Source organism: Paenibacillus sp. FSL P4-0081, from assembly GCF_000758565.1.
GTDB lineage: Bacteria > Bacillota > Bacilli > Paenibacillales > Paenibacillaceae > Paenibacillus_AQ > Paenibacillus_AQ phytohabitans.
In genome coordinates this window covers 6,379,629-6,402,010 of sequence record NZ_CP009280.1, presented here as the reverse complement: position 1 = coordinate 6,402,010, position 22,382 = coordinate 6,379,629, and the positions used below count along the sequence as shown (strand labels likewise).

Below are 22,382 nucleotides of genomic sequence, written 5' to 3'. Positions count from 1 at the left end.
CGAAGGGCCAGAGGCGGCTATGTTTAGCAGTGGAAATGGATTAACTGTGTGGCAGCTGCCCTAAAGAACTTGCTATGAGGTGAACCTATGAAGCGAGAAAAGCCAGTAGATGCGTTTCAATCGGTATATTTTATTACTGATCGGTGGGATGGGCCAAAATCCGGATTTGCTGATTATAAATGATCAATGTGACAATTATGTCATGCTGAATGGAAGATTGTAAGGTCAATCGATTTGGAAATAATTATGTCCCCCGTATACTGGAAATAAAAAGCTTCCATTACCGAAAGGGGACTATCCACTGGTGACTGACATTATGAAAGCAATCATTCTCGGCATAATCGAAGGTTTAACTGAATTTCTACCGGTATCATCTACCGGACATCTTATTTTAGCAGGTGATTTGCTTAGCTTTGAGGGAGAAGCTGCAATCACTTTTAAGATTGTTATACAGCTGGGTGCAGTAATGGCGGTTTTAATTCTTTACTGGAAAAGGTATTTGGAGATTGGGTCTAATATGGTTAGAATGGATTTCTCCAAAAGTAAAGGATTAAACATCATTCATATGATATTAGCTATGTTGCCTGCATTAATCATGTATCTCCTCTTCAAGGATACTATAAAAAGCCGTTTATTCGGCCCGACTCCTGTCGTGATCGGTCTAGTAGTCGGGGGCTTGTTGATGATCATCGCTGCACGGAATAGGCGGACAGAAACCGCTGATACGATGGATGGAATTAGCTATAAACAAGCCTTCGGAATCGGTTTGTTCCAATGCCTGGCGTTATGGCCGGGATTCTCGAGATCGGGTTCGACGATTTCAGGCGGCCTTTTGCTCGGTACTAGCCAAAAAGCCGCCGCAGATTTTACATTTCTTATTTCTGTCCCTGTCATGTTTGGTGCAAGCTTGTTGGATTTGTATGATAGCCGTGATTTGTTGAATTCTGACGATGTGCTTCTAATGTTAATTGGCTTTGCGGCATCCTTTATAGTGGCAATGATTGCTGTAGTGACCTTTATCAAACTGATTAAACGTCTTCGCTTGGAATGGTTTGCCCTCTATCGGTTTGTATTAGCAGCTCTATTCTATTTCATCGTCATACATTAATTAGTTCCATTTAGTTGTTAAGGATCTAATGTGAGTTTTCTGGAGAAGGTTCAAATTTTCACAATGTATTTTTGTTTCTAAATGCGATACACTGGACTCACACAAGATTGTGATTGCTAACTGAAGGAATTTTACAGCAGCGGAAAATCACATCTTCTTATCTATTTGGGAGGTGTCTTTTTGGAAGACGTAATTGATTTTGTCCAAACCTTCAAAGGTCTAGAGGCGCGGATTAATGAATTCATTAACGAGGATTCGTCTCTGGAATATGTGGAGGGATCTGAAGAAGTAGTGGCTGGAGGAGCTTACGCCTGGTCTAAATTAAAACCCGCTGAAATAAATAAGCAAGATCACATTGACTCTGATTATATGGAATTAGCAGATGAGGTCAGAAAAGTTTTGAAAAATGAACACAGCCCCCATATTGAAAAATTTGAACGGAGTTGCGCCTTAGTTTTAAACTATATTCGGCAAGACACTTTGCTCTGGGTTCCTGGTTTGAAAAATGTGATTGAAAATATAAAATCCGAATTGGATTTACAGCAGTTTTTCATGGAAGTGACACGATAGTCTGTTATATTGAGGCCCGTCAACCGTAATCCGTTGGCGGGCACTTTTCTTTCGTGGCAAGTCTAACCTGCATTACCAGGCATAAACCCCATTTACATCGAGAAACTCCCCGTTATGCCGCTTACCATCCGTTGCGTAGCCGACAATAATAGCTGCCCCGTCTGCTTTGGATTTGCCGCCCTCGGCATTGCCGTTCAAATCCGTCTTGGTGAAGCCGGGAGTGACGGCGAATACTTGAGCATTGCTGTCCTTGCATTCAATCGCCATGGCCACGGTCATTGCATTGTTGGAGGTTTTGGAGGCGTTATAGTCAAAAGCATTAAGCGCGTATGCAGAGCTCTGCATGAAGTGAAGTGAAGCCATATCGGTCGATACGTTCACAATGGTTCCTTCATTCTTTTGGATTAAAGGGAATAGCTGTTGATTCAGGCGGAACGTTCCGAAGAAATTCACTTCAAAGGCATTGCGCAAATCGGCCTCCTGGGTTGCACTGAATGAGCTCGAGAAGGCTCCCGGCATGCCGGCATTATTAATTAAAAGCTTCAGATCAGCGTAATTGGCCTGAATGCTGCCGGCTGCTTGTTCAATACTCTCTTGATTAGTCATATCAATTTGCACAAACTCTGCGTTTAAACCCTCATTTCGCAGTTCGGAAGCTGCGGCTTCCCCCCCGTTCAACACTGCGTGCACCAAGCAACACCTTCCAGCCGGCTTCACCGAGTTGTCTCGCAATTTCAAATCCAATTCCTTTATTGGCGCCTCTTACAAAAGCGGTTCTGTTCATCGTAATCCTTCTTTCTGTGGGATATGGTCTAGCAACAATTCAAAGCTTATTATGCTACACTAAGTGTAGGTCAACAAAAATATTTGGGAGTGAACCGGAATGTTTACGATAGGACAAGTCGCCAAAAAAGTTGGGGTGGGCATAGGGGCGATCCGCTTCTATGAACGAAAAGGACTTCTGGATGCAGTAGCCCGCAATGAGCAGAACAACCGACTGTATACCGAGCAGGAAATTACCTGGCTGATCTTCCTTAGATGTCTGCGTGAAACGGGAATGAGTGTGGAGGAGATCAAGAAGTATCATGATATGGTCAAAGCCGGTACGGCTACCTTACCGGAGCGGATTACGCTTATTCAGAATCAGAAGAAACAGCTCCTGGATGATATAGAAGCGAAGAAAATACAGCTCATACATCTGGAGCATAAGCTGGAGCGGTATTATGCCGGGGAGAATTATTAATAGATATAATATTCTGGCGAGGTTTCTCTATGGATTCAAGATGTATATCATGGTCCCCGTCTATCATTATATGGTAGTATTTAGTAAATGGAGGGGCTTAGATGAAATTAATGAAGAGATTGGGTTTGTGGTTACCGATTCTGTCTGTAGCGGTATGTATGATTAATCTGTCAGGACAAGATGATAAAAACCTGCTGCTTTTTTTGACCGGTCCTTTACTGTTATGGCTTAACCCTCAGCTGACAGATCTGCATTACACCATGAACAATGAACTTCTGTTCCAGTCTATACTGTACGGTATTCACTTCTTCTTCTGGCTGGGGTTTGGATTATTGTTCGATTGGTTATTAGCGCGCAGAAGAGCGAAGTAGAGTTCCGAAGTTCTAAGAATGACTTCAGGGAGAAGTGACTTCACATTCCATTTACTGGGTAATAACTTGTAAAAGGAGCGTGAGGCTATGAATATCGCAGACTGGAGCATTATGGATTGGTTCTCGCGGCTGGTGGGAATAGGAATTATCTACTCGGCTGTGCAGCTGGCCTTCTCCCGAAAAGGGGTCAAGATTCGAACCCGGAGGCCTTTCCGGGAAACTATGGAGTCTACAGCTACGCCAGGCCAGCAAACGGTTCTTCGGGTGGGCGGAGTCTTCGGGATCTTTCTGGGTCTTGCGGTTGTCATTTATGGAACGAAGATTTTTGATGTGCTGTTTCCATGGATGTAGCCCAATCCTTGCCGTCCGGTGAAGTCCACAGGGCATGGCCAATGCGGATTTCCCAAGAATAATGCTCCTTATCCTGAATTTCAGCAGCGTCCCAGGACAAACTGTTCCATGTACCGGCGGTAGGGTCAGTTATAGCATTCCAGTGCCGCCCGTAATCTTGGGTCACGAAAAACAGGAAAAACGAAGTGTTTCCGCCCTGTGCATTCTGTATCTCCGTGTGATCCGGAATCATGATTCCATAGGATGTTGAGCTGAAAAAAACAGGCGGTGCAGGATCGAACATGGAAGAGGCGTATTGATCAGGCACTTCAAGCTTCTCTTGGGTCCAGTGCGCTCCGCCATCTCCGGTTGTGTACAGCCGCTGGGTCCCTGGCTGCGGAGTGTTGATGGTTAGCCAGCCGTTATCCGCACTACTGAATGTAAATGCTCCAACCGGTCCGGACGGTAAGGTTCCATTCTCCGAATCACTGAGCTTATCCCAGGTCTTGCCGCTATCGGCCGTCTGGTAGATCGCATTATCAGCTCTGAACATCCCGGAACCGGCCGAAGTGACCTTCCAACCGTGCATCTCATCCAAATTATATTGATAAGTCTGAATGTTCTCAGTAGACACAGAAGCACCTGTATCAGCGGCTGGTGTGGGCATCGGATTAAATGTGAACCCCCAAAGGCCAGCTGCAAGTTGCAGCAATAACCAAACACTTCTTAGAATTTCCACTACAAACACCTCCCTTGTCCATAGTAAGGGATGGGAGCTGGATATAAGTTACAGAAACATGATGAAACGATTAAAAATATATAACCAGAGGAGAGTGGAGAAAGAGTGGCAATGAGTGAAGCAGAGGATAACAACCGTGAACTGGAGAAGCGGGTTGCTGCGCTGGAGAAACGGATTGCAATGATGGAGAACTATAACCCGCCCCCGCAGTCCACCAAAAAGGTAGTCTGGATCGTGATTGCGGTAATACTCGGAATCTTCCTGGCAATGGCGGGTATTGGGATTATCCAGTTTGTCAGCAGCGGCTAGTCGTTATTCTTGTCATTAATCAGCAGAGAAGTGCAGACCAGCGCTACAATAAGCATGATGCCCATTGCGATCATTTGAAAGATATTATTATAGGGATCTGAGAACGTTATGTATTCGAATACGACCTTGGATAGTAAATAGTAAAGAATACTCAATAGGCTTAGAAAGACTAGAGCGGCTACGATCCATTTCTTGATTGTCCTGATAGTGATAGAATCACTCCGTCCGCGGGGATAATAAATTGCAGTTACTCCCATTATTGTACAATATGGTAGCACAAGAGAAAACTGAAAATTGCAGTCCCCTGACCCTTTGCCCATAATCAGAACCTGCTCAGCCTGATTTAAGGTTGGTTTAAGCAACAGTGAGTATAGTGTATACATACCCCCTGATAGAAACCTTAGACCCTGCCGGATATTGGCGGGGTCACTTTTTTATAGGGTGAAAGGTTATGGACTGAGCTAGCTCTCTATATGCTGATTATTCTTCACGGAGGTTTAATCGTACTCCTTGGGTTCCTGCAGTAAGATGGAGAAGGTCTGCGTTTCGTGGTCCACTTCAATGGTCTCAATGCCGACAAAATCCGGAATTTCGGGATGAACTGCATCTACGCTGTAATCCGGATGGGTCAGCAATAATTGAATGACTTTTATGGCTTCCATGTCGCTCCCCTTTACGGTTGAAATGTAACCATGCATAGAGGTACATCTGTTGTTCTAATGTCTATGCCGGTATTATCCCCGCAGCGCTTAGCGAATATGTCTATGGATTAATTTTCTGTCTTCGTTTCTTTCCATTACGGCCATCAATTGCCCCTGGAAAATCCGCCGCTGGATCTGGTCAATTCGCTGCAGAGCCAGCTCCACAGGAACCTGGAAGGTACTGGCAAGCTCAGGCACGGCATCCTCACGCAGTTCAGGCAGTGTCCGTGCAGAAATCATGGAATAGGGCATGGCGGCATAGAGAATAAACCGTTCCGATTCATCCTCCTGCGCCTGCGTGAACTGTTCAGGCATCAGAGTATGCTTGCCGGCATGGCGGAGCAGATGACACAGCTCATGGAGGAACTCCAGCCGCTGCAGTTCGGGAGGAAGCCTGTTGTCGATAAACATACTGTACATTCCAGCGCTGGCCTCAATGCTCTTGCTACGGACATCCAAATAATGAATCCAGATATTCAGCCGCTCGGCTATGTATTCAATGGATATGTCGGACGGCTGGCGGACACCGATGCGCTGATATAAATCCTCTGTCCATTTCTCCAACGCAGTCATCTGATAATAGGATTGCATAATCAATCACCTCAATATAAGATCGTATGTTCGTATTAATGGTCAAAAGAAAAGCCCAGAAGGGCTAAGCAATCAGCACACTCAACATTCAGCAGCTGAATGGATATGGAACGGGTGTTCCTATGTATGTAAGCATAAAGCAATCAGGCGCGAATATCAAGTGTTTTTCCCAAGGTGGGGTGTGCGCCCTGACTCAGCATCTGGACCATATTCTGGGCATCCGTCTGTGCCTGATCTTTGGCAATACTCATGACCTGTAATCCCGCAGCCTGCAATAAAGACGACTGGTTCATGACAACCGATAGTGCAGCAATATCCATTTGTGTTCCTCCTCCAAGATTTTTTGAAGCAGCGCATCCACCTTTTATATCGACCGAATAGGGCTTGGCCGTTAGGTGAATGGCATTTCTTTGCCAATTGGCCCATGCCACCGGTTAGATTTCCACATATTCTGTGCTGTATTCAATATTCAAGAGGAGGAATTAAATTATGGGAGCAGAGTATGGTTGCGGTTGTGGAAATAACGTCGGTGGAGTTAATCAGGGTCCTCCGATTGTTCCGGTTGTAAGCCCTTGGACTTCGACTGGTGCGATTCTGGTTCTGTTCATTCTGCTGGTTATTATCACTAAAGCCTGTTTGTTCTAGAACCGCATTGAACAAGTGCTGCCCTGTCTGGCCTGAGGCCGGATGGGGCTATTTCTTTTTTTTGCGTGCCGCCGGACCGATCTGGCGTTTGATTCTGCCTGTATGCTCATCCGTTTCAATGATATACAACTCCTTGACTGTACCTGCAAGTGCAAACCATTCCTGTAAGGCTTCAGCCTCGGACATAGGGCCGTACAGCCTTTTCCCCCGATAACAGATATAGAACACTCCCTGCTCTCCGTCTATGGAATAATATCCCACCCTATTTTACGCTTTATTTGGGTGAAATTGCATAAAGAACTGTCGTTCGCATAACAGGCATGCAAATGTCCTTATATGACGGAGAGGAGAGCGGCTAATATGCGATCTGTTTCTTATCAGCAATCATTTGCGGTAGCGGTAGCCGGAGCATTCAGGCATTCTGCCTATTTGAACATGAACTCTACGCGGGTACCGTCTGCGAAGTCCTCCAGCTGATTGCCGACCCAGCTTCCAGCTCCGCGGTTATCGCTGGGAGTTATGTATTCAATATCAGCGCCGGCTCCACCTTCCGCACACATCGCCATCGGCCATTCGTCGCGGTCATAACCTTTTTTGGTGGGTACGCCCTTCAGGGATTCCTTACGGTTCTCTTCGGCTTCATTCCGGTCAATCGTGCAGATGGGGGACTCCCCGTTCTCAATCGCTTCCTGAATATGTCTGGCGGTCTCCGGATAGCGGCCCGATGGGAATTCCAGCCGGACAACCTCCGAATTGTCAGAAGACGGCGTCTGGGACGGAAGCTGACCATTCTCCCCGAAGTAGTAAGCAGCCAGGCTGAGCAGAACAACAATAATGAGACTGGTGATGAATTTTTTGGCTTTCATATCTGCTCCTTAAAAGTTTTGTTAGCATAGCTTCCAATGATAAGCTCCGGCAAAACTCGCTTCGGAAGCATACGCTTAAGTATTGTGGGCGCATGAAGCCTGCGCTCACAATAGTATAGCGTATGACTGCGGGATTGGAACAGACGTAATTCTTGTCTATCCGCCGTTCTGATGTTACATAATTCGCCATAAAATGTACAAACAGATGGAAAAGGATGGTGGATAAAGTGGAACAGCGTGTACTCAGAGATCTGCTGGATTCCGCGTCACGGCTGGTAGGGGATGTACAATGGCAGGCCGCCTTCCGCAGTGTGCTGATGAGTCCTGCGGATGCGGAGCTGGCCCTGCCGGCGCGTAAATTGCTGAACACCTTATACTGGCTGCAGGGGCAAGGCGTGATCAGCGGACAGCATGATTATCTGGAGAGCCCGGATGAATTCAGCGTGAAGCTGAAGAATACCGGCGGGAGCTATGCGGGACTTCACGGCTATGAAATGGGTGCCATCAGCAACCAGACGGAGCAGCAAATCAGCAGCCAGCGGCAGGCCGTCACAGACAGTGCGGTCCGCTGGCATCAGGCCGGGGGAATCGTGACGATGAGTTATCATGCCAATCTGCCGGGAACCGCTCCGGCCTGGGCGAATGTCTCGATGAGCCTCAGCGAAGCAGATTTCAACAAATATATTACTCCGGGAACCGTCCAATACACAGCAATGATTGCAGAGCTGGACAAAGTAGCCGTGTATCTCAAAAAGCTGAAGGATGCTGGTGTACCTGTGCTCTGGAGACCTTACCATGAGATGAACGGCGGCTGGTTCTGGTGGGGGCAGAAGTCTTCCTTCAGCACCCTCTGGGAGATTATGTTCGAGCGGTATACCGTATATCACAAGCTGCAGAATCTGCTGTGGGTGTGGAGTCCGAATGCGAAGAATCAGTGGTGTGACGAACCTGCGAAATATTACCCGGGCAGCGGAAGAGTAGATGTGCTGGCACTGGATATCTATGACGCGGACTTCAAGGGGAGCCATCATGACAGCCTCTGGGATCTGGGGCGCGGCAAGCTGATCGCCATTGGCGAGAATGGGGAGCTTCCTCCGGCAGCCCTGCTGGCTGGTTCCCAGAACAAATGGAGCTACCAGATGACCTGGGGCAAGCTGCTGTATGAGAAGAACAGTGATGCGGTGATCAAAGCTTTTATGAAGGATAATTTCGTGTTCACGAGAGACGAATATGCAGCAAAGGCGGCAGCAATGGATCCATCACCGGGCGGTATTCCTAAGCCGGGCTTGTATGGCCAGTACTATAATAACATTACGCTCAGCGGTACGCCCGCCCTCACCCGGACGGATGCCCACATCAACTTCATCTGGAGACAGGCAGCCCCTGATCCGGCTATTGGTGCAGATTTGTTCTCGGTAAGATGGAGCGGCAGGCTAAGTGCGGTGTACAGTGAGACTTACACCATCTATACTTCTTCGGATGATGGCATCCGGGTGTGGATCGACGGCAAGCTGATTATTGACAGCTGGATGAAGCAGAGCGGGCAGGAACGGCAAGGCAGTGTGAAGCTGATTGCGGGTAAGCTGCATGAGCTGAAGGTGGAGTATTACGAGAACCAGGGGGATGCGCGGGCCGTGCTGATGTGGGAGAGCCCCAGCCAGGTCAAAAGCGTAATTCCGGCAGGGGCTTTGTATCTTCCTTAACAGTAAGGCCTTAGGTCAGATTTGTTCGCGGTAGCTGATGTTGTTGGCGACTTTTTCGTTGCGGACGGCTTGTCGCAGCACGTCTTTTACGGTCTGAACCTTGCGGATTTTGCGGAAAGGAAGCTGCGGCGACGAGGCGTCATCCGAGAGGATCGTAAGCGTTCCAATGCCTAATATACGGTCGGGAATCGACTGCGTGACGGAAAAATCATTGACCCGCAGCAGCTCGATTTCTTCGACATCCTTGCCGATCAGTCCGCTCTTCACCATAATCCGCTGGGTTGTAATTGTGTATCTGGTGGTATTGAGTCCAATAAGCCCCTTGAGCCGGTCGGATATGCCCGCAGGCTTACCCTGCCACAGCTCGGTTTCTGTGCTTGTTCCGGAGACCCGGCCTGCCGCCGGACGGCGTGTTGCTGCCGGAGCGTTATTATCCTCTGTACCTGCTCCGCATTCTCCGCAGAATTTGGCGCCTTGCTTATATTCCGCACCACAGGCTGTGCAATAAGGCATAAGATATCTTCCTCTCGTATAACGGATAATTTGATTATAGTATAACAAGAATTCCCAGTCACTACCGGGTTCTTCTTGTGTTTCTTTCTGTGAATACGCTTTATCTCAGGAAAATGTTTCATCCCGGCCGATTTTACATTAATTTCATTTGCACTTAACAAAATTCGATATTATTCTGTTAAGTGGAGGGATATAAATATGAGACGATTTTTATTTGCAGGATTACTTATGATGGTTGTAGTCCTAAGTGCCTGCAGCAATGACAGCGCAGAACCTGCTTCGCAGGAAGTAGTGCAGGATACAGTTCAGAGCTTTTACAATGAAATGTCAAAATTCGATGAAATGGGTAAATCCTCGCTGGAAAATTTCAACACCACCTTAACTTCTTATTCAACCGGAGAGGCAACCGAGAAGGAGCTGCAGAAGGCCGTAGACGAGTTCCAGGATACAGCCTCCGATATTGCCGATCAGGTGAGTGATGTGAAGATTTCCAAGAGCCTGCCGGACACCATCCAGACGCTGCTCAGAGATTCAATTATTGCTTTTAAAAGTGCCTATTCCATTAAAGAGCAGGCCTCCAAAAGCGCGGTTTCTCCCGATGTAACTGCCGAGGAATTCAATGCAATGAACCAGCAGGCGGATGTAGCGATGCTGTACGGCATCTCCAAGCTGAATGAAGCCAGAGCGGCCGCCGGACTGATTGACCCGGAAGAGAGCACAGAAGGTCTAATTGTGGACCCGTCAGAAGCGGACGCGGCTGCGAAGACGGATACGGGAGCTGCAACGACAGAGAGCACGGCAGGAAACACGGCCAATTAAAAAGTATTCATCCCCGTTTAGTGCCTGAGTAATTACCAGAATGAATTCAAGCTAGCCCCACTGCTGTGGGGTTATTTTGTTGTGCCGGCGGAGTCCGGTATGGTTCCTTCCAGGTCTTGGTGCTTACATATATTTCTGCTTGCTTAAAAAGCCGGATCACGGATATAATACAAACATACGTTCGGTTGATGAGCGGACAACGTATTGCGGTATTGTATACAGACCATAGATTGGGGGAGCGGCAATGGGCAAAAAGCTGGAGGGCAATAACCTGTGGGACAGCAACCGGACAGTACTGCCGGAGCAGATGCGCGTAATCAGTAGAGGTGTACGGGAGACGTGGCAGAGCGTCAGGCCGGTTCCGGATGAGCACAAGCTGGAGGAGATTGAGCATACGCTGGCTTTGTCGCTGCGGAGTCATGTACGGGTAACGGTAGTGTTGTTTGACCCTCTTGAGCACAAGCTGCTTAGCGGATTTGTAACCTCCATTCACACCCACTCGCGCGAAATCAAGCTGCAGTGGGCGGAGGAATGGAAGTGGCTGAACGTGGATGATATTGTGGACGCCTATATCGTCTGAGGGTGCAGGCGAAGCTGGCCGGAGCGGACGGAGCGGTTAATTTCTCCGGGCGGCTTCCGTCTTTTCATAAGCAATCAGCGTGACTCCGGGATTCCCGGTCATCCGGGCGATGGCCGACTCGGCCCCGCGGATCACCTCAACAACATCCTCCTGATCGCTAAGTGCGGCTACCTTATAGCTGTCACTGTGAATATCCATGGTTGTCCACCTTTCCATGCGGGATTAAGGATTAAAGGTACTCCATGTTAGTGTGGCCTGTGGGGCAGCAATTCATCCTTGTTGGCTCCTGTTTACGCTAAGCTGGATCAAGCCTCATTAAAGCCCTCAGGATTGCCTGGGGGCTTATTTCGTATGCTTCAGGGAGCCTGGCAAACTTGGGCGGATGCAGGGGGGAAAGTGTACATGCAACATTGTACAAGGGGGCATTTACTATACCAGGGGGTGAGTATATGCTGACTTTGGATCAAGTGAAGAGTAAATCGGCAGGGTGGCTGGGCAATCTGCATCCGGTGCTGCTGGCGGGTGCTACAGAGCTCATCCGGCGGAGTTATGCCAGAGGGATTCCGATCCTCATTACCCAGGGAATGCGCACCATTGCCGAGCAGAATGCGCTATACGCGCAGGGAAGAACGAAGAAAGGCGCTATTGTAACCAATGCCAAGGGCGGGAACAGCTATCACAATTACGGCCTGGCAATTGATTACGCACTGCTGCTGCCGGATGGCAAAAGCGTATCCTGGGATATGAAACGTGACGGAGACGGGGATAAGGTAGCGGACTGGCAGGAGGTTGCACAGGAGGCGAAGAAGCTCGGTTTCGAGTGGGGCGGGGACTGGAGTTCCTTCAAGGACTACTCTCATCTGCAGATGACCTTCGGACTAACCACTGCTGAGCTCCGGGCCGGTAAGCACCCCACCGTTCAGCAGGTGAAGGACGCATTAAGCCGGATTAACGGAGGTGACCCAGAGGTGAATACCGAGGTTAAAGTAAATATCACATTGAACGGACAGAAGCTCACGACCGGCGTGCTGGATAACGTCACCACGTACGCTCCGGTACGCGCCATTGCCGAAGCGCTTGGAGCCAAAGTGACCTATGATGCGCTCAGCAAGACCGTGAACATCATAAAGGAATAATCTGCGTTGCATAGATGATGTGCCGTGTGGGGAAATTATCAGCGATAAACCACAACCACAGAGGAGGCATACCATCTTGAACAAGCTGATTACAAGCCTTGCATGCGGCACAGTACTTTCCATGAGTCTGCTCGGAGCCGGTTACACATCTGCTGCGGCTGGCACGACAGGAATGGGCGGAACGGCACCCGTTACCAACAGCACAACATCGGATACCCGGATGGGCACAATGGGTAACATGGGTGACATGGATGGCCGGAGCACACAAATGATGAACGGCCGGGGCAATACCATGATGAACCAGACGACAGGCACCATGCATAAGAATGAGACGATCATGAAGGATAAAATCCGTACCGGAGACAACAGCTCCGTCTCTCCGCTGAACAACACTACACCAACCGGCATCTACCGGGCACAAAGCACCACAGGCGATAACGATAACGGCTCTAACTGGGGCTGGCTCGGCCTGCTCGGACTTCTGGGGCTAGTCGGTATGCGCAGCAGAAGCGGCGAGCGCGAACGCCACTAGACGGGTTAGTAACTGCAAAGGGCCCGCATCAGTTTCGGCTGATCGGGCTGTTTGTCTGTATACAGGAAAATTTAATGGCAATTATTTATTGCGTATCCCCATAATACGTGATATTATATTTCTTGTCGCGTTAACCACGCACACAACATGCCGGGGTGGCGGAACAGGCAGACGCACAGGACTTAAAATCCTGCGGTACGTGAGTACCGTACGGGTTCGACCCCCGTCCTCGGCATCCTTGATTTATAAGGGTTTTTTCCGAAAAACCTTGGTTTTTGAAACAGTTTGGGAGAGAACTTTTTATCGAGTTCTCTCCTGCAGTTCTCTCCTTTTTCCGAAGGAGAGAACGAGGAGAAGATCGCATGACTCTCATGAATTATTGAGGGTGGTGCGATCTTTTTTTATTAAAAGACCAAAACACCACTCATTGTTGATGCCGAAGATACTTTGGAACTGTACTCAAGATGAGAATAAATGTTGGCCGTTGTAGAATAGTTGCTGTGTCCCAGCCATTCCTGAATTTCTTTCATACTGACTCCATTTGCGAGTAGGAGGCTTGCACAACTATGACGCAGGTCGTGATAGCGAATATGACGAAGACCATTTTTTTTAAGAGTTCTAGTGAAGTTCTGTGTGATATAGCCCGGTTTAATTCGTTGTCCCAACTTATCCAGATAGATATACTCCTCGTAATCAGTGCAGTAGGATTTACCACATATGGCTTTATTGAGAGCTTGAATCTCACGAATACGCAACAGTAATTCCTCAAAGGCTGGCACAAGAGGTAAGGTGCGGCGGCTTGGTTTGTTTTTAGCCCGGTCCTTTTCAATGATGTGTTCCTGACCTTCAAAATAAACCGGAGTTACAGTATGCCTAATACTAATCGTTTTGTTTTCAAAATTTATAGCTGTCCATTTCAACCCAACTACTTCACTTCGCCGCAATCCATAAAAAGCGGCAAGAATGACTGCTAGCTCTATCAGTTCGCCCTTAACTTTTTCAAACAGAATATTAGTCTCCTGCTTGTTGTAAAAACTGCCTACAAAATCATTCTTCTTAGGTCGTTCGATTTTATCTGCGGGATTAGTGTTAATTAAATCATTTTTGAGAGCATGCTTTAACGCTTTGCGAATATTAGCGTGATAATGGAGAACCGTATTGGTTGTCACTTCATTTTCCTCTAACTCATACTGATAGTAATCTTGTATGTGACTTGGTAATAATTCTTTTAGAAATAACCCCTTGTCTTCGAAGTAAGGAACGATATGATTAGTAATGACATTGTGGTACGAAGCATAGGTGATAAATTCAACCTGATGTTTCATCATTGCTAGCCACTGAAGCATGAAGACAGAAAATAGTGGTCCTTGATCGACTGGCTCTTCAGCTGGCATTTCTTCGATAATTTCTTCAACTATCGGTTCTTCCTCAGGAACCTCTAAAAGAAGAGTAAATTCCCTCCTTGTCTCTAATAGCAATGCTTCTGCTCTTTTTTTGTTTCCTTTAACCGTAAGACCAGTTGGAATCCACTTTGGTTTTCTCTTGCCTTCTTCATCCTTGCAATTCAAGACCATATAAAAAAGCCCTTTTTTTTCTTGTAGGTGGCCTGCTACCATGAATATTCCTCCTTCATAGCAGCCCGCATTGATCCTACCATTGACGTGTTAATTATAACACGTACGGTAGAGATGATTCAATGCACTAAAGCGTCACAGTGAGGTCTTTCAAATGTAAATATATTTAGATACAACAAAATATTTACTTTAGGAATTTTATAAGTTCGCCCAATTTTAAAGTGACTTATTTGATTTTCTTGTAAAAGTTTATAGGCAGTTTTGCTACTTATCCCACCAAGCATTTCACACATTTCAGCTATATTAACAACGTCTGGGTAGCTTTGGAATAAGAGGGCATAAATCTCTTGCTGATTGATTATCAAGTGGGCTTCAGTGTCCATAGTCAACCCCCATTTTTGTCTGGGATTTTAAAGTACAAGTAAAGAAGGATACACTTTATTTACACGAATAAAATACTAAAATACTACTACAAATTATCTTTTAGAAACATTTCAAGTTGTCAGTGGTTGCTGACAACACAGCTCTGATTTTCTCAGAGACTCCCCTCAACTGAGCAGGCTGCCCCCAATACAGTTACGTTGGCCGGGCAGGAGTATCATTATCCCTCTTGTAGGTTATTGCGAGTCAATCCACCACAGATTGATTTAAGCCGGAAATAGGTCGCTATTCCTAAGATTTCTGTATAAGGTGTCATGGCGGTCCCGCTAAGTCGCTTTCCATTCTAATGGATACAAGAGTAATGTACTTGAAATTTGTTTTATGGAGTTATCAAAGAGCGCTATAAATAGTAACAGTTTTAAATAGGGTCGAATTATAAAAAGGGCAACCAAGTTGCCACTTTTATTCTTCTCAAAATCCCATATAACGTGTTAGATCAAAGCGTCTAACGGCCATAATAAACTCTATAGTTAATTGTTGTTTACAATCTTCATTAAATTTTCCATTATGCCAAGATAATTTATATATTAACCCTTCGTAACGTTGTATAAGTTCAGTTTCAGCCTGAGTATTTCCTTCTTGTGATAATTTGATAAGTTCGAATACTTCTCGCATCTTCTCATCTCCTATCAATTTTAGATATAGAATAAATGAAAGGCGAATAGAGATTATTTCTCTAACTTTATCTTTAATTTCTCTAACAGTTTCTTTTTTGCTTTTGTTACCGCTTGTCTACTAACTCCTAGTATTGTTGCTACTTGTCGATCTGTGTACTCCTTATAGAATTTTAAATAAATGAGTCTCTTCTCTAATGGTTTTAAGGAAGATAGCGCTTCATACAATGATTCATCTTCAAGAATATTAAAATGAGTTGTATAATCCGTTTTGTTAAATAAAGCGTTTTCTTTAATTTCATTTAAAGATCTAAATCGTGTACTTTCCATATCGAAGTGTTTAAAAAAAGTTATGCTTCTGTGAATGAGACAAGATTTAACGTAGCTACTAAATCCTTTTTCAACTGTGGAAAATAAATCTTGTTTGGTGTAAGATCTCACACTTATCCCCTCCTTTCATTTTTAAATGTCGATTTCAGTTGAAAAAGGCTACTTTTTTAAAAAAATACAATTAACATTCATAAAATGGAAAAGTACTAATAAAATTTGGAAGTTTTTCTAACATACTTACTAAAAAAACCCTTCTTTGCTGAAGGGTGGGGGTTAAAAGTATACTCCTTTATTTGTGAAAATGAAGTGAATATAAAGTTATATGAATTCTTTGAATTGCATGAAATTGCATGAAATTTGTCGAAAATAAATTGCATTTTCTCTATGTAATAATTGCATTACTTTCTTACTATATAAATATTATACTTTTAAAAAAACTACTCAATATGTCATTTTCAATTTTATACAATGTCATTTTTAAGGTGATACAAAAGATCTATTTAAACCCGAGAGGATTTTTGTTATGCCAGCAAAGCAAGGCAAAACTTTTAATCGACATTGTAAAGATTTTTTAAGAAAGAGGCTGTTCGTCTCGTAAATGCAGGTATAATTAATCAATAGTATATTTTGATCTTTTACTTATTATGGATATATATTACAACTTGGTGCGCATTCACCGCCAATAACGAACTCATATATAAAATTATTATTGACATAAACCACCGTTGTAAATAAAATGGTTACAACGGTGGTGGTGATGAATATGAAAAGAATTAGTTCGCGTTTTTCGATGGCGGTTCACACTCTATCGATGATTGCACTGTGTCCTCTGGAATGTACAGGAGATTCTATTGCAAATAGTGTAAATACCAATCCTGTAGTCATACGCAAAATTATAGGAATGTTAAAAAGGGCTGGATTATTAGGCGTTCGTGCAGGAGTGGGTGGTGCTTATTTGCTAAAGGATCCTGAGCATATTACACTTTTAGATATTTACCGGGCCGTTCATGTTGCTGACGAAGATCATTTGTTTGATATTCATAACACTCGGAGTCTAAATTGTTTAGTAGGCCGAAATATTGAGAAGGTATTACAAGACGAACTGAAAGAAGCACAGGAGGCAATGGAGAATCGATTAACACAGACGACTCTAGGTCAATTAACCCAATTATTTTGGATAGACAATAATAGCTCTTAAAAAGGGCTTTTATTTTATAGATATGTTGTAACCGATAATGTTATAACAAAAAAAGTTACAACGACTTAGGAGGAAATAACAATGACAATATTAGTGACAGGAGCAACAGGACAGTTGGGTTCCAAAATCATGAACCAACTGCTAAAATCCATTCCAGCTAGTGAACTTGCTGTTAGTGTACGAAACCCGGAGAAAGCGGAGCAACTCCGTGCTCAGGGCGTCGATGTGCGTTATGGAGACTTTGCTAAGCCAGAAACATTGGATGATGCTTTTACTGGGGTTGACCGACTGTTGATCATCTCTTCAGGTGGACCTGATGACATTCAAATTAGCCAGCACACTAACGCGGTGGAAGCGGCTGTACGAGCTAAAGTCGCCTTTATTGCATACACTAGTGTGACCAATGCTCAGGAGAGCCAGCTATCACTAATTCCGGCACATAGAGTGACGGAGCAGATAATCAAGGCTAGCGGTATTCCATATTCGTTCCTTCGCAACAATTGGTATCTTGAAAATGAAATATCAAGTATTAAAGCTACAATGGCTGGAGCACCGTGGATAACCTCTTCTGGTACCGGCAGAGGAGGCTGGGCCACTCGGGAAGATTATGCAATAGCCATTGCCGCTGTACTTACTGGTAGCGGACATGAGAACACGGTCTATGAACTCAGCGGACCCCCACAGGATGAGCTTGCAGCTTCAGTAGGAGTTGCAATAGGTGAAAAAGTTATTGTGCAGCATGTGGATGATGAAACATACATTGAAATTATGAAAGGTGTAGGTGTACCCGAATATGCTATCCCAGTACTAGTTGGTATTCAGCAGGGTAATCGTGAAGGCTATATGGACTTCACAAGTGGCGATTTTGAAAAGCTGTTGGGTCGTCCTTTAACATCAACCGTTGAAGGCGTACGTCAGATAATTAGCAGCCTATCCTAGGAAGAAAATTAGGCACTACTAATAAACGTACAACATACTTATACATGTAGCTTCAAGAAGTTTGTGTAAAAGAGTAGAAGTACCTCCTGGGTTACGGGTTGGGGTGTAGTTGTTTCAGGGGGAAGGGGGAACCCCGACCCCCCAGAAACAGGATTCATCAGCCACTCCTCTTTTGGTGTGGGCAAGGAAGGGGAGCGTGCTTCAAATAGCTCATTTAGCTTCTTTTTGACTGTATTCATATCAATGCCAGGAACTACCCGGTCTGATGACGTTCATAGTAGTCAAGCATTTCCAAAAACATAATTTTCTCTGCCCGCAGTTCCTTAATCGATGCCGGGCAAAATATCGTTTGGAAAGTATAATGTGTATTTTTCTTGGTCACCAGCCGCTCCAGTTCATCGAACGTCCATACCGGTCGGGCAGGCATGTTCGCGGTTGGCGTCAGTTCAGTGGAATCTTTACATCAGGCTTGACCTAATTGTATCGAGGATGATAAGTAGTAAATAACTGATCATAAGCGCGTACTGGGATACAACGGTGCGTGCTGTTTTTCATTACACTCATGCTGTCCAACTTGCTAATTATTCAAAATAGAATGCATTAGATAAGTAAACATGACACGAATTATTGAAATCTAACCAACAACAATTTATTTTAACTTGGGATGGAGAAATTCGTATTTTATTTGAGCAACTCGCACCTATCGAAGATCCATAAGGCTTTTCAAGTGCACCTGTTATAGGTGGTTTTGGCAATTACTCATTCAAAAAGTGAAATCTTTCCCTATAAAACTTGGGGGTGACTCCAGTCACTTTTTTAAATACCTTAGTAAAATAACTTTGATCATTAAAGGACAACAAGGTACAAATCTCGGAAATAGATGTTTTGCTATAGGTGAGTAATTTCTTTGCTTCATCGATTTTCATTTGTTGAATATATTCACTTACGGTGAGACCGACTTCTTTTTTAAATAATGCAGAAAGATATTTTGGGCTAAGTCCAACTGTCCGGGCTATATCATTGTGACTTATGTTTTCGTAAATATGTTGGTAAATATAATTTTTACATGAAATTATTGTTTTAGAATAGCGTTCTATTTTTACTTGCCGAACTTTTTTGGCATAAGTATAAAGTACTTCTTTGGCCAATTCTCTAATCTCATCTAATGACTCCAGCTCTTCCACCTGTTGAATGTAACGATTAAGTAGTCTATGGGCAATTTCCTCATGAAATCCACCTTCAATAGCAGCTCTGGACACCAAAGTGATGAGGATTATTATATGATTCTTATTAGAACGAATATAACTGGTTTTCGATAAAACACTGGCTTCTTCTTCTTCTGAAATTGGAAGATCTTTTAGGTCCTCTACTTTTCCCTCTTTTATAATTTCTATTATTTTCTTTTCAAATAATCGTTCGCGAAAAAGACTTGAATGTAAATTCCTAGTGAGCTCTAACTCCATTTTCTCTATTTTTACATTAGGTTCTGTTATTTCAGCATTTTTCTTCCATACGGATTCCGGTGGAAACAAGACATGGTTAAACATGTAGAATACTATTGTACTTATACTTAACAGTTTTTCGTGTAGAACAATAGGGATCAACTTGTAATATTGTAGGATTTTATCACGATAAAAAAATCCGCGTGAATCATGGATTATTCCTTTCACTCTATCCTCAGATATAGGGTAGGAAACAGAGGGGCCAATTAATGCGGTACCTTCAAATGTTTGATTGTTAAAAATAGTAATCAGTATAAATTTTTCTGAAAATGCCGACTTCTTAATTAATGGGAATTCATACGGTTTACTCGCGTAGAAATTCAATTGCGCAAATAATTTTTGTTTTTGGTTCTCATAAAGAGGATTGAAAAACGGTTGATTTGAGGATTCATATATTATTTTCCCGTTTGGGTCAATATATAAAACGCTTAAACCAAAAGTACTGGAAATGAGATCGCATATTTTCTTGTTTTTATCAATGTAAGAGTCCATGCACTTTCCCCTTTCCTCATTCAAGTACAATAAGCTCAATGCTTCATGTGGTAATTGTACAAAAAAAAGTACGAAAATACCATAATGATTTAATTTTCAGTGATATGATAGCGCTTAGAGCTGCGACCGTAGTATTGCAATACATACGGATTATCAGTAATTCCTATAAAAGTCTGATTCTTTGATAAAAGGCGATTATTTAAGAGAGGGTGTTAAGACAAATGAAGGTATTGGACAAAGTTATTGTTGTTACAGGAGCGGGAGGCGGAATCGGTAGAGAATTGGTTCTTAATCTGCTTTCAAAGGGTGCGAGTGTTGCTGCTGTAGATATAAGTAAGGAAGCATTAGAGATAACTGTGAATCAAGCAGACAATAAAAGCCGGAGGCTTTCTACACACATCGTAAATCTAACGGAGCGGGATGCAGTCGAAGCACTTCCGGAGCAAGTTATTGATCATCATGGAAAAGTGGATGGAATCATAAATAATGCAGGTATTATTCATCCATTTTTAAAAGTCAATGAACTGGAATACGATAAAATCAAGTTAGTCATGGATATTAATTTTTACGGGACACTTTATATGGTAAAGACATTTCTTCCTTATCTGCTGAATAGACCAGTTGCGCATATTGCCAATGTATCCAGTATGGGAGGATTTCTTCCGGTTCCCGGTCAAACCATTTATGGCGCATCTAAGGCTGCTGTGAAACTTTTGACAGAGGGCCTCCAAGCTGAACTTAAAGATACAAATGTGAAAGTAACCGTTGTTTTTCCTGGCGGAGTAAGCACAAACATTATGATGAATTCCGGATTGGATGTTGCAGATAATAAGGAGATAAGTAAGGAACAAATGTCCCAATTGTTAACGCCTAAAGAAGCTGCCGAAATTATTGTGAAGGGGATTGAAAATGACCGGATTCGAGTGTTGGCGGGCAAGGATTCCAAAATAATGGATAAACTCTATCGTTTGAGTCCTAGAAGAGCGTCAAATCTTATTGCTGATAAAATGAAGGATTTGATCTAGGAGAAGATCAGTGTTCCCATTTACAGTGAAATGGAAAAGAGATTGCTACTATGAACGAATGGGGGAATTAGTAGCAACCATTTTCTTGACAGAAGAGCATCTACGACTTAGGCCGGATTATAGAAATCTTGTATTAGTGCAATACTTTATATAAGCTTATGTTTGTAAACTCTATTAACCATTTCTGAAGATACAAACATGATGCTAAAAAGTAGAAGCAAGATAATGGGTACCATAAACATACCAAATTGGCTTGCAATAAACCCCATTAATAAAGGTATCAATGTAGAACCTGTATAAGCACTTGCCATTTCAAGTCCAATTACACTCGAAGAAGCTTTTTCCCCAAACCGTTCTGGTGTGGCATGAACAATACTCGGATAGATGGGTGCTCCACCTAGTCCAACAATGAGCAATGCTCCTGCAGCAACCCAATGTGGAACCGGTAAAATAAGAATTAGAAGTCCGACACAGCCAACTAATCCACCGTATCGTATCAGCCTTTTGCTGGATAATTTAGTCGAAAGAAATCCGGAAAAAATACGCCCTATAATGATTCCAATATAAAATAGGGAAGAAAAGGCTGCTGCGGTGCCAGGAGTAATTCCTTTGCTTTCAATAAAGAAGGATGCCATCCATAGACCAGCGGCTGTTTCCGAACCATTGTAACAAAGCATGGAGACCATGGACATTTTCACACCCCTGATTCGTAAGGCTTCTCTGTTACTGATGAGTGTCTTCTCGTCTCCTTCTTCTATCTTACCGTTCTCAAAAACCTTCCATAAAGACAGCGATCCCAATAAAATTAGAGCTATGATAGTAAGTACTATCCCTATAGTAAGGTATCCCATACGCCAGTTATTTCCATGATCCAGCGAAAATGACATTACAATAGGTCCCGTCATTGCTCCAATCCCCCAGAAACAATGCAACCAGCTCATATGCCTGGCCTTAAAATGTAGCGCTACATAGTTACTTAATGCTGCATCTACAGAACCAGCACCTAATCCCAAAGGAATTGCCAGTAGTATAAAGAATAAGAACTCGTTTGAAAAGTAAAATCCGAATAAGGAGAACGTTGTTAATAGAATGCTGAACAAGGTTACCTTTCCAGTGCCAAATCTATGCAACAATCTGCTTGCAAATAAACTGGATACAACCGTACAGAATGAGACCGTTAACGATATATAACCTGCCATTTCTGTTGTGGCATCAATATCAAGTTTCATAATAGACCATGCACTTCCAAGCAAGGCGTCAGGCAAACCGAGACCTATGAATGCCAGGTAAATAATAATCAGCAATAATGTAACCATCTCTAATCTCTCCTTAATTTGTATGCACTTTGCAATAGCATTATAACAATATAAATCTATCTTAAATAGCAATAATCAATTAATAAATAACACTATTTCGATGTCCTCGTAAGGGTAAGAGCCTTTATCTAGGAGTAGCTGACTTTGAATAGCAAGAACAAACGAGTCTGAAGACAGAGGGGCATGATTCTGCTT

At 43.9% G+C, this 22,382-nt stretch carries 30 protein-coding genes and 1 tRNA gene; 16 read left to right on the top strand and 15 right to left on the bottom strand.

Features of this window, described 5'->3' with window-relative positions; genetic code table 11:
* The first annotated feature begins 304 nt into the window (after positions 1-304).
* Together P40081_RS27190 and P40081_RS27185 are read left to right on the top strand one after the other, a co-directional pair.
* Positions 305-1,108, top strand: a complete 804-nt coding sequence (locus P40081_RS27190; protein ID WP_042139314.1) for an undecaprenyl-diphosphate phosphatase — start codon at positions 305-307, stop codon at positions 1,106-1,108.
* Positions 1,109-1,288: 180 nt separating this feature from the next.
* Positions 1,289-1,678, top strand: a complete 390-nt coding sequence (locus tag P40081_RS27185) for a hypothetical protein (RefSeq protein WP_042139313.1) — start codon at positions 1,289-1,291, stop codon at positions 1,676-1,678.
* Positions 1,679-1,750: 72 nt separating this feature from the next.
* On the opposite strand, the gene P40081_RS27180 is transcribed toward P40081_RS27185, so the two are convergent.
* Complete coding sequence (locus P40081_RS27180; RefSeq protein WP_269323281.1) at positions 1,751-2,359, bottom strand: SDR family NAD(P)-dependent oxidoreductase; 609 nt, start codon at positions 2,357-2,359, stop codon at positions 1,751-1,753.
* Between the two features lie 202 nt (positions 2,360-2,561).
* Between P40081_RS27180 and P40081_RS27175 the strand changes: the two genes are divergently transcribed.
* The 3 genes from P40081_RS27175 to P40081_RS38765 all read left to right on the top strand — a co-directional run bounded on the left by P40081_RS27175 (position 2,562) and on the right by P40081_RS38765 (position 3,643).
* Positions 2,562-2,921 (top strand): MerR family transcriptional regulator, encoded by a 360-nt coding sequence (locus tag P40081_RS27175; protein WP_042139312.1) that lies wholly within the window; start codon positions 2,562-2,564, stop codon positions 2,919-2,921.
* A 101-nt stretch (positions 2,922-3,022) separates the two neighbouring features.
* On the top strand, positions 3,023-3,292 hold the full coding sequence (locus P40081_RS27170) for a hypothetical protein (RefSeq protein WP_042139311.1): 270 nt from the start codon (positions 3,023-3,025) through the stop codon (positions 3,290-3,292).
* Positions 3,293-3,379: 87 nt separating this feature from the next.
* Positions 3,380-3,643 (top strand): hypothetical protein, encoded by a 264-nt coding sequence (locus tag P40081_RS38765; protein WP_156118712.1) that lies wholly within the window; start codon positions 3,380-3,382, stop codon positions 3,641-3,643.
* Here the strand turns inward: P40081_RS38765 and P40081_RS27165 are convergent.
* A complete protein-coding gene (locus P40081_RS27165; RefSeq protein WP_042139310.1) occupies positions 3,597-4,361 on the bottom strand; it encodes a WD40/YVTN/BNR-like repeat-containing protein in 765 nt (254 codons plus the stop codon). The genes P40081_RS38765 and P40081_RS27165 overlap by 47 nt on opposite strands.
* A gap of 111 nt (positions 4,362-4,472) precedes the next feature.
* On the opposite strand from P40081_RS27165, the gene P40081_RS27160 reads away from it, so the two are divergent.
* On the top strand, positions 4,473-4,670 hold the full coding sequence (locus P40081_RS27160) for a hypothetical protein (protein ID WP_042139308.1): 198 nt from the start codon (positions 4,473-4,475) through the stop codon (positions 4,668-4,670).
* 497 nt (positions 4,671-5,167) lie between these two features.
* On the opposite strand, the gene P40081_RS38755 is transcribed toward P40081_RS27160, so the two are convergent.
* The 3 genes from P40081_RS38755 to P40081_RS37900 all read right to left on the bottom strand — a co-directional run bounded on the left by P40081_RS38755 (position 5,168) and on the right by P40081_RS37900 (position 6,282).
* A complete protein-coding gene (locus tag P40081_RS38755) occupies positions 5,168-5,332 on the bottom strand; it encodes a hypothetical protein (RefSeq protein WP_156118709.1) in 165 nt (54 codons plus the stop codon).
* Between the two features lie 87 nt (positions 5,333-5,419).
* Positions 5,420-5,962 carry an ImmA/IrrE family metallo-endopeptidase gene (locus tag P40081_RS27150; RefSeq protein ID WP_042139306.1) on the bottom strand — a complete coding sequence of 181 codons (543 nt, stop codon included), beginning with the start codon at positions 5,960-5,962 and terminating at the stop codon, positions 5,420-5,422.
* Positions 5,963-6,105: 143 nt separating this feature from the next.
* Entirely contained in the window at positions 6,106-6,282 is a 177-nt protein-coding gene (locus P40081_RS37900; RefSeq protein ID WP_076243860.1) for a YjfB family protein, read from the bottom strand.
* Between the two features lie 169 nt (positions 6,283-6,451).
* On the opposite strand from P40081_RS37900, the gene P40081_RS38750 reads away from it, so the two are divergent.
* Complete coding sequence (locus P40081_RS38750; RefSeq protein ID WP_155991357.1) at positions 6,452-6,607, top strand: hypothetical protein; 156 nt, start codon at positions 6,452-6,454, stop codon at positions 6,605-6,607.
* Between the two features lie 48 nt (positions 6,608-6,655).
* On the opposite strand, the gene P40081_RS27145 is transcribed toward P40081_RS38750, so the two are convergent.
* On the bottom strand, positions 6,656-6,793 hold the full coding sequence (locus P40081_RS27145; protein WP_156118708.1) for a hypothetical protein: 138 nt from the start codon (positions 6,791-6,793) through the stop codon (positions 6,656-6,658).
* Between the two features lie 239 nt (positions 6,794-7,032).
* Positions 7,033-7,473 (bottom strand): NucA/NucB deoxyribonuclease domain-containing protein, encoded by a 441-nt coding sequence (locus P40081_RS27140; protein ID WP_042139305.1) that lies wholly within the window; start codon positions 7,471-7,473, stop codon positions 7,033-7,035.
* 227 nt (positions 7,474-7,700) lie between these two features.
* On the opposite strand from P40081_RS27140, the gene P40081_RS27135 reads away from it, so the two are divergent.
* Positions 7,701-9,176: a glycosyl hydrolase gene (locus tag P40081_RS27135; RefSeq protein ID WP_052422201.1), complete on the top strand. Its 1,476-nt coding sequence runs from the start codon at positions 7,701-7,703 to the stop codon at positions 9,174-9,176.
* A gap of 15 nt (positions 9,177-9,191) precedes the next feature.
* Here P40081_RS27135 and P40081_RS36725 read toward each other — a convergent pair whose 3' ends face one another.
* Positions 9,192-9,689, bottom strand: coding sequence for a zinc ribbon domain-containing protein (locus P40081_RS36725; RefSeq protein WP_052422036.1), 498 nt, complete (start codon positions 9,687-9,689; stop codon positions 9,192-9,194).
* A 198-nt stretch (positions 9,690-9,887) separates the two neighbouring features.
* On the opposite strand from P40081_RS36725, the gene P40081_RS27125 reads away from it, so the two are divergent.
* Both P40081_RS27125 and P40081_RS27120 read left to right on the top strand, forming a co-directional pair.
* Positions 9,888-10,508, top strand: coding sequence for a hypothetical protein (locus tag P40081_RS27125; protein WP_144026073.1), 621 nt, complete (start codon positions 9,888-9,890; stop codon positions 10,506-10,508).
* Positions 10,509-10,752: 244 nt separating this feature from the next.
* Positions 10,753-11,088, top strand: a complete 336-nt coding sequence (locus tag P40081_RS27120) for a YolD-like family protein (RefSeq protein WP_042139302.1) — start codon at positions 10,753-10,755, stop codon at positions 11,086-11,088.
* A 36-nt stretch (positions 11,089-11,124) separates the two neighbouring features.
* On the opposite strand, the gene P40081_RS39130 is transcribed toward P40081_RS27120, so the two are convergent.
* On the bottom strand, positions 11,125-11,286 hold the full coding sequence (locus P40081_RS39130; protein WP_197074292.1) for a hypothetical protein: 162 nt from the start codon (positions 11,284-11,286) through the stop codon (positions 11,125-11,127).
* 251 nt (positions 11,287-11,537) lie between these two features.
* Between P40081_RS39130 and P40081_RS27115 the strand changes: the two genes are divergently transcribed.
* The 3 genes from P40081_RS27115 (at position 11,538) to P40081_RS27105 (ending at position 12,991) form a co-directional block, all read left to right on the top strand.
* The gene (locus tag P40081_RS27115; protein ID WP_042139301.1) at positions 11,538-12,224 is read left to right on the top strand and encodes a M15 family metallopeptidase; all 687 of its coding nucleotides are present in this window, start codon (positions 11,538-11,540) and stop codon (positions 12,222-12,224) included.
* Positions 12,225-12,300: 76 nt separating this feature from the next.
* Entirely contained in the window at positions 12,301-12,756 is a 456-nt protein-coding gene (locus P40081_RS39540) for a WGxxGxxG family protein (protein WP_052422035.1), read from the top strand.
* A gap of 149 nt (positions 12,757-12,905) precedes the next feature.
* Positions 12,906-12,991: transfer RNA gene (locus P40081_RS27105), tRNA-Leu, on the top strand.
* A 169-nt stretch (positions 12,992-13,160) separates the two neighbouring features.
* Here P40081_RS27105 and P40081_RS27100 read toward each other — a convergent pair.
* From P40081_RS27100 to P40081_RS27085, 4 genes are all read right to left on the bottom strand, one after another.
* A complete protein-coding gene (locus P40081_RS27100) occupies positions 13,161-14,372 on the bottom strand; it encodes a tyrosine-type recombinase/integrase (protein ID WP_042139300.1) in 1,212 nt (403 codons plus the stop codon).
* Between the two features lie 77 nt (positions 14,373-14,449).
* Complete coding sequence (locus P40081_RS27095; RefSeq protein WP_042139298.1) at positions 14,450-14,713, bottom strand: helix-turn-helix domain-containing protein; 264 nt, start codon at positions 14,711-14,713, stop codon at positions 14,450-14,452.
* A 469-nt stretch (positions 14,714-15,182) separates the two neighbouring features.
* On the bottom strand, positions 15,183-15,386 hold the full coding sequence (locus P40081_RS27090) for a helix-turn-helix domain-containing protein (protein ID WP_042139297.1): 204 nt from the start codon (positions 15,384-15,386) through the stop codon (positions 15,183-15,185).
* Between the two features lie 53 nt (positions 15,387-15,439).
* Complete coding sequence (locus P40081_RS27085; protein WP_042139296.1) at positions 15,440-15,826, bottom strand: sigma-70 family RNA polymerase sigma factor; 387 nt, start codon at positions 15,824-15,826, stop codon at positions 15,440-15,442.
* Positions 15,827-16,478: 652 nt separating this feature from the next.
* Here P40081_RS27085 and P40081_RS27075 point away from each other — a divergent pair.
* Positions 16,479-16,913 carry an Rrf2 family transcriptional regulator gene (locus tag P40081_RS27075; protein WP_042139294.1) on the top strand — a complete coding sequence of 145 codons (435 nt, stop codon included), beginning with the start codon at positions 16,479-16,481 and terminating at the stop codon, positions 16,911-16,913.
* An 81-nt stretch (positions 16,914-16,994) separates the two neighbouring features.
* A complete protein-coding gene (locus P40081_RS27070) occupies positions 16,995-17,852 on the top strand; it encodes an SDR family oxidoreductase (RefSeq protein ID WP_042139292.1) in 858 nt (285 codons plus the stop codon).
* Positions 17,853-18,607: 755 nt separating this feature from the next.
* Here P40081_RS27070 and P40081_RS27065 read toward each other — a convergent pair.
* A complete protein-coding gene (locus tag P40081_RS27065) occupies positions 18,608-19,846 on the bottom strand; it encodes a helix-turn-helix domain-containing protein (protein ID WP_042139290.1) in 1,239 nt (412 codons plus the stop codon).
* Positions 19,847-20,067: 221 nt separating this feature from the next.
* On the opposite strand from P40081_RS27065, the gene P40081_RS27060 reads away from it, so the two are divergent.
* Positions 20,068-20,871: an SDR family NAD(P)-dependent oxidoreductase gene (locus P40081_RS27060; RefSeq protein ID WP_042139289.1), complete on the top strand. Its 804-nt coding sequence runs from the start codon at positions 20,068-20,070 to the stop codon at positions 20,869-20,871.
* Positions 20,872-21,017: 146 nt separating this feature from the next.
* Here the strand turns inward: P40081_RS27060 and P40081_RS27055 are convergent, their stop codons facing one another.
* Positions 21,018-22,187, bottom strand: a complete 1,170-nt coding sequence (locus tag P40081_RS27055; RefSeq protein WP_042139288.1) for an MFS transporter — start codon at positions 22,185-22,187, stop codon at positions 21,018-21,020.
* Positions 22,188-22,382 lie beyond the last annotated feature (195 nt).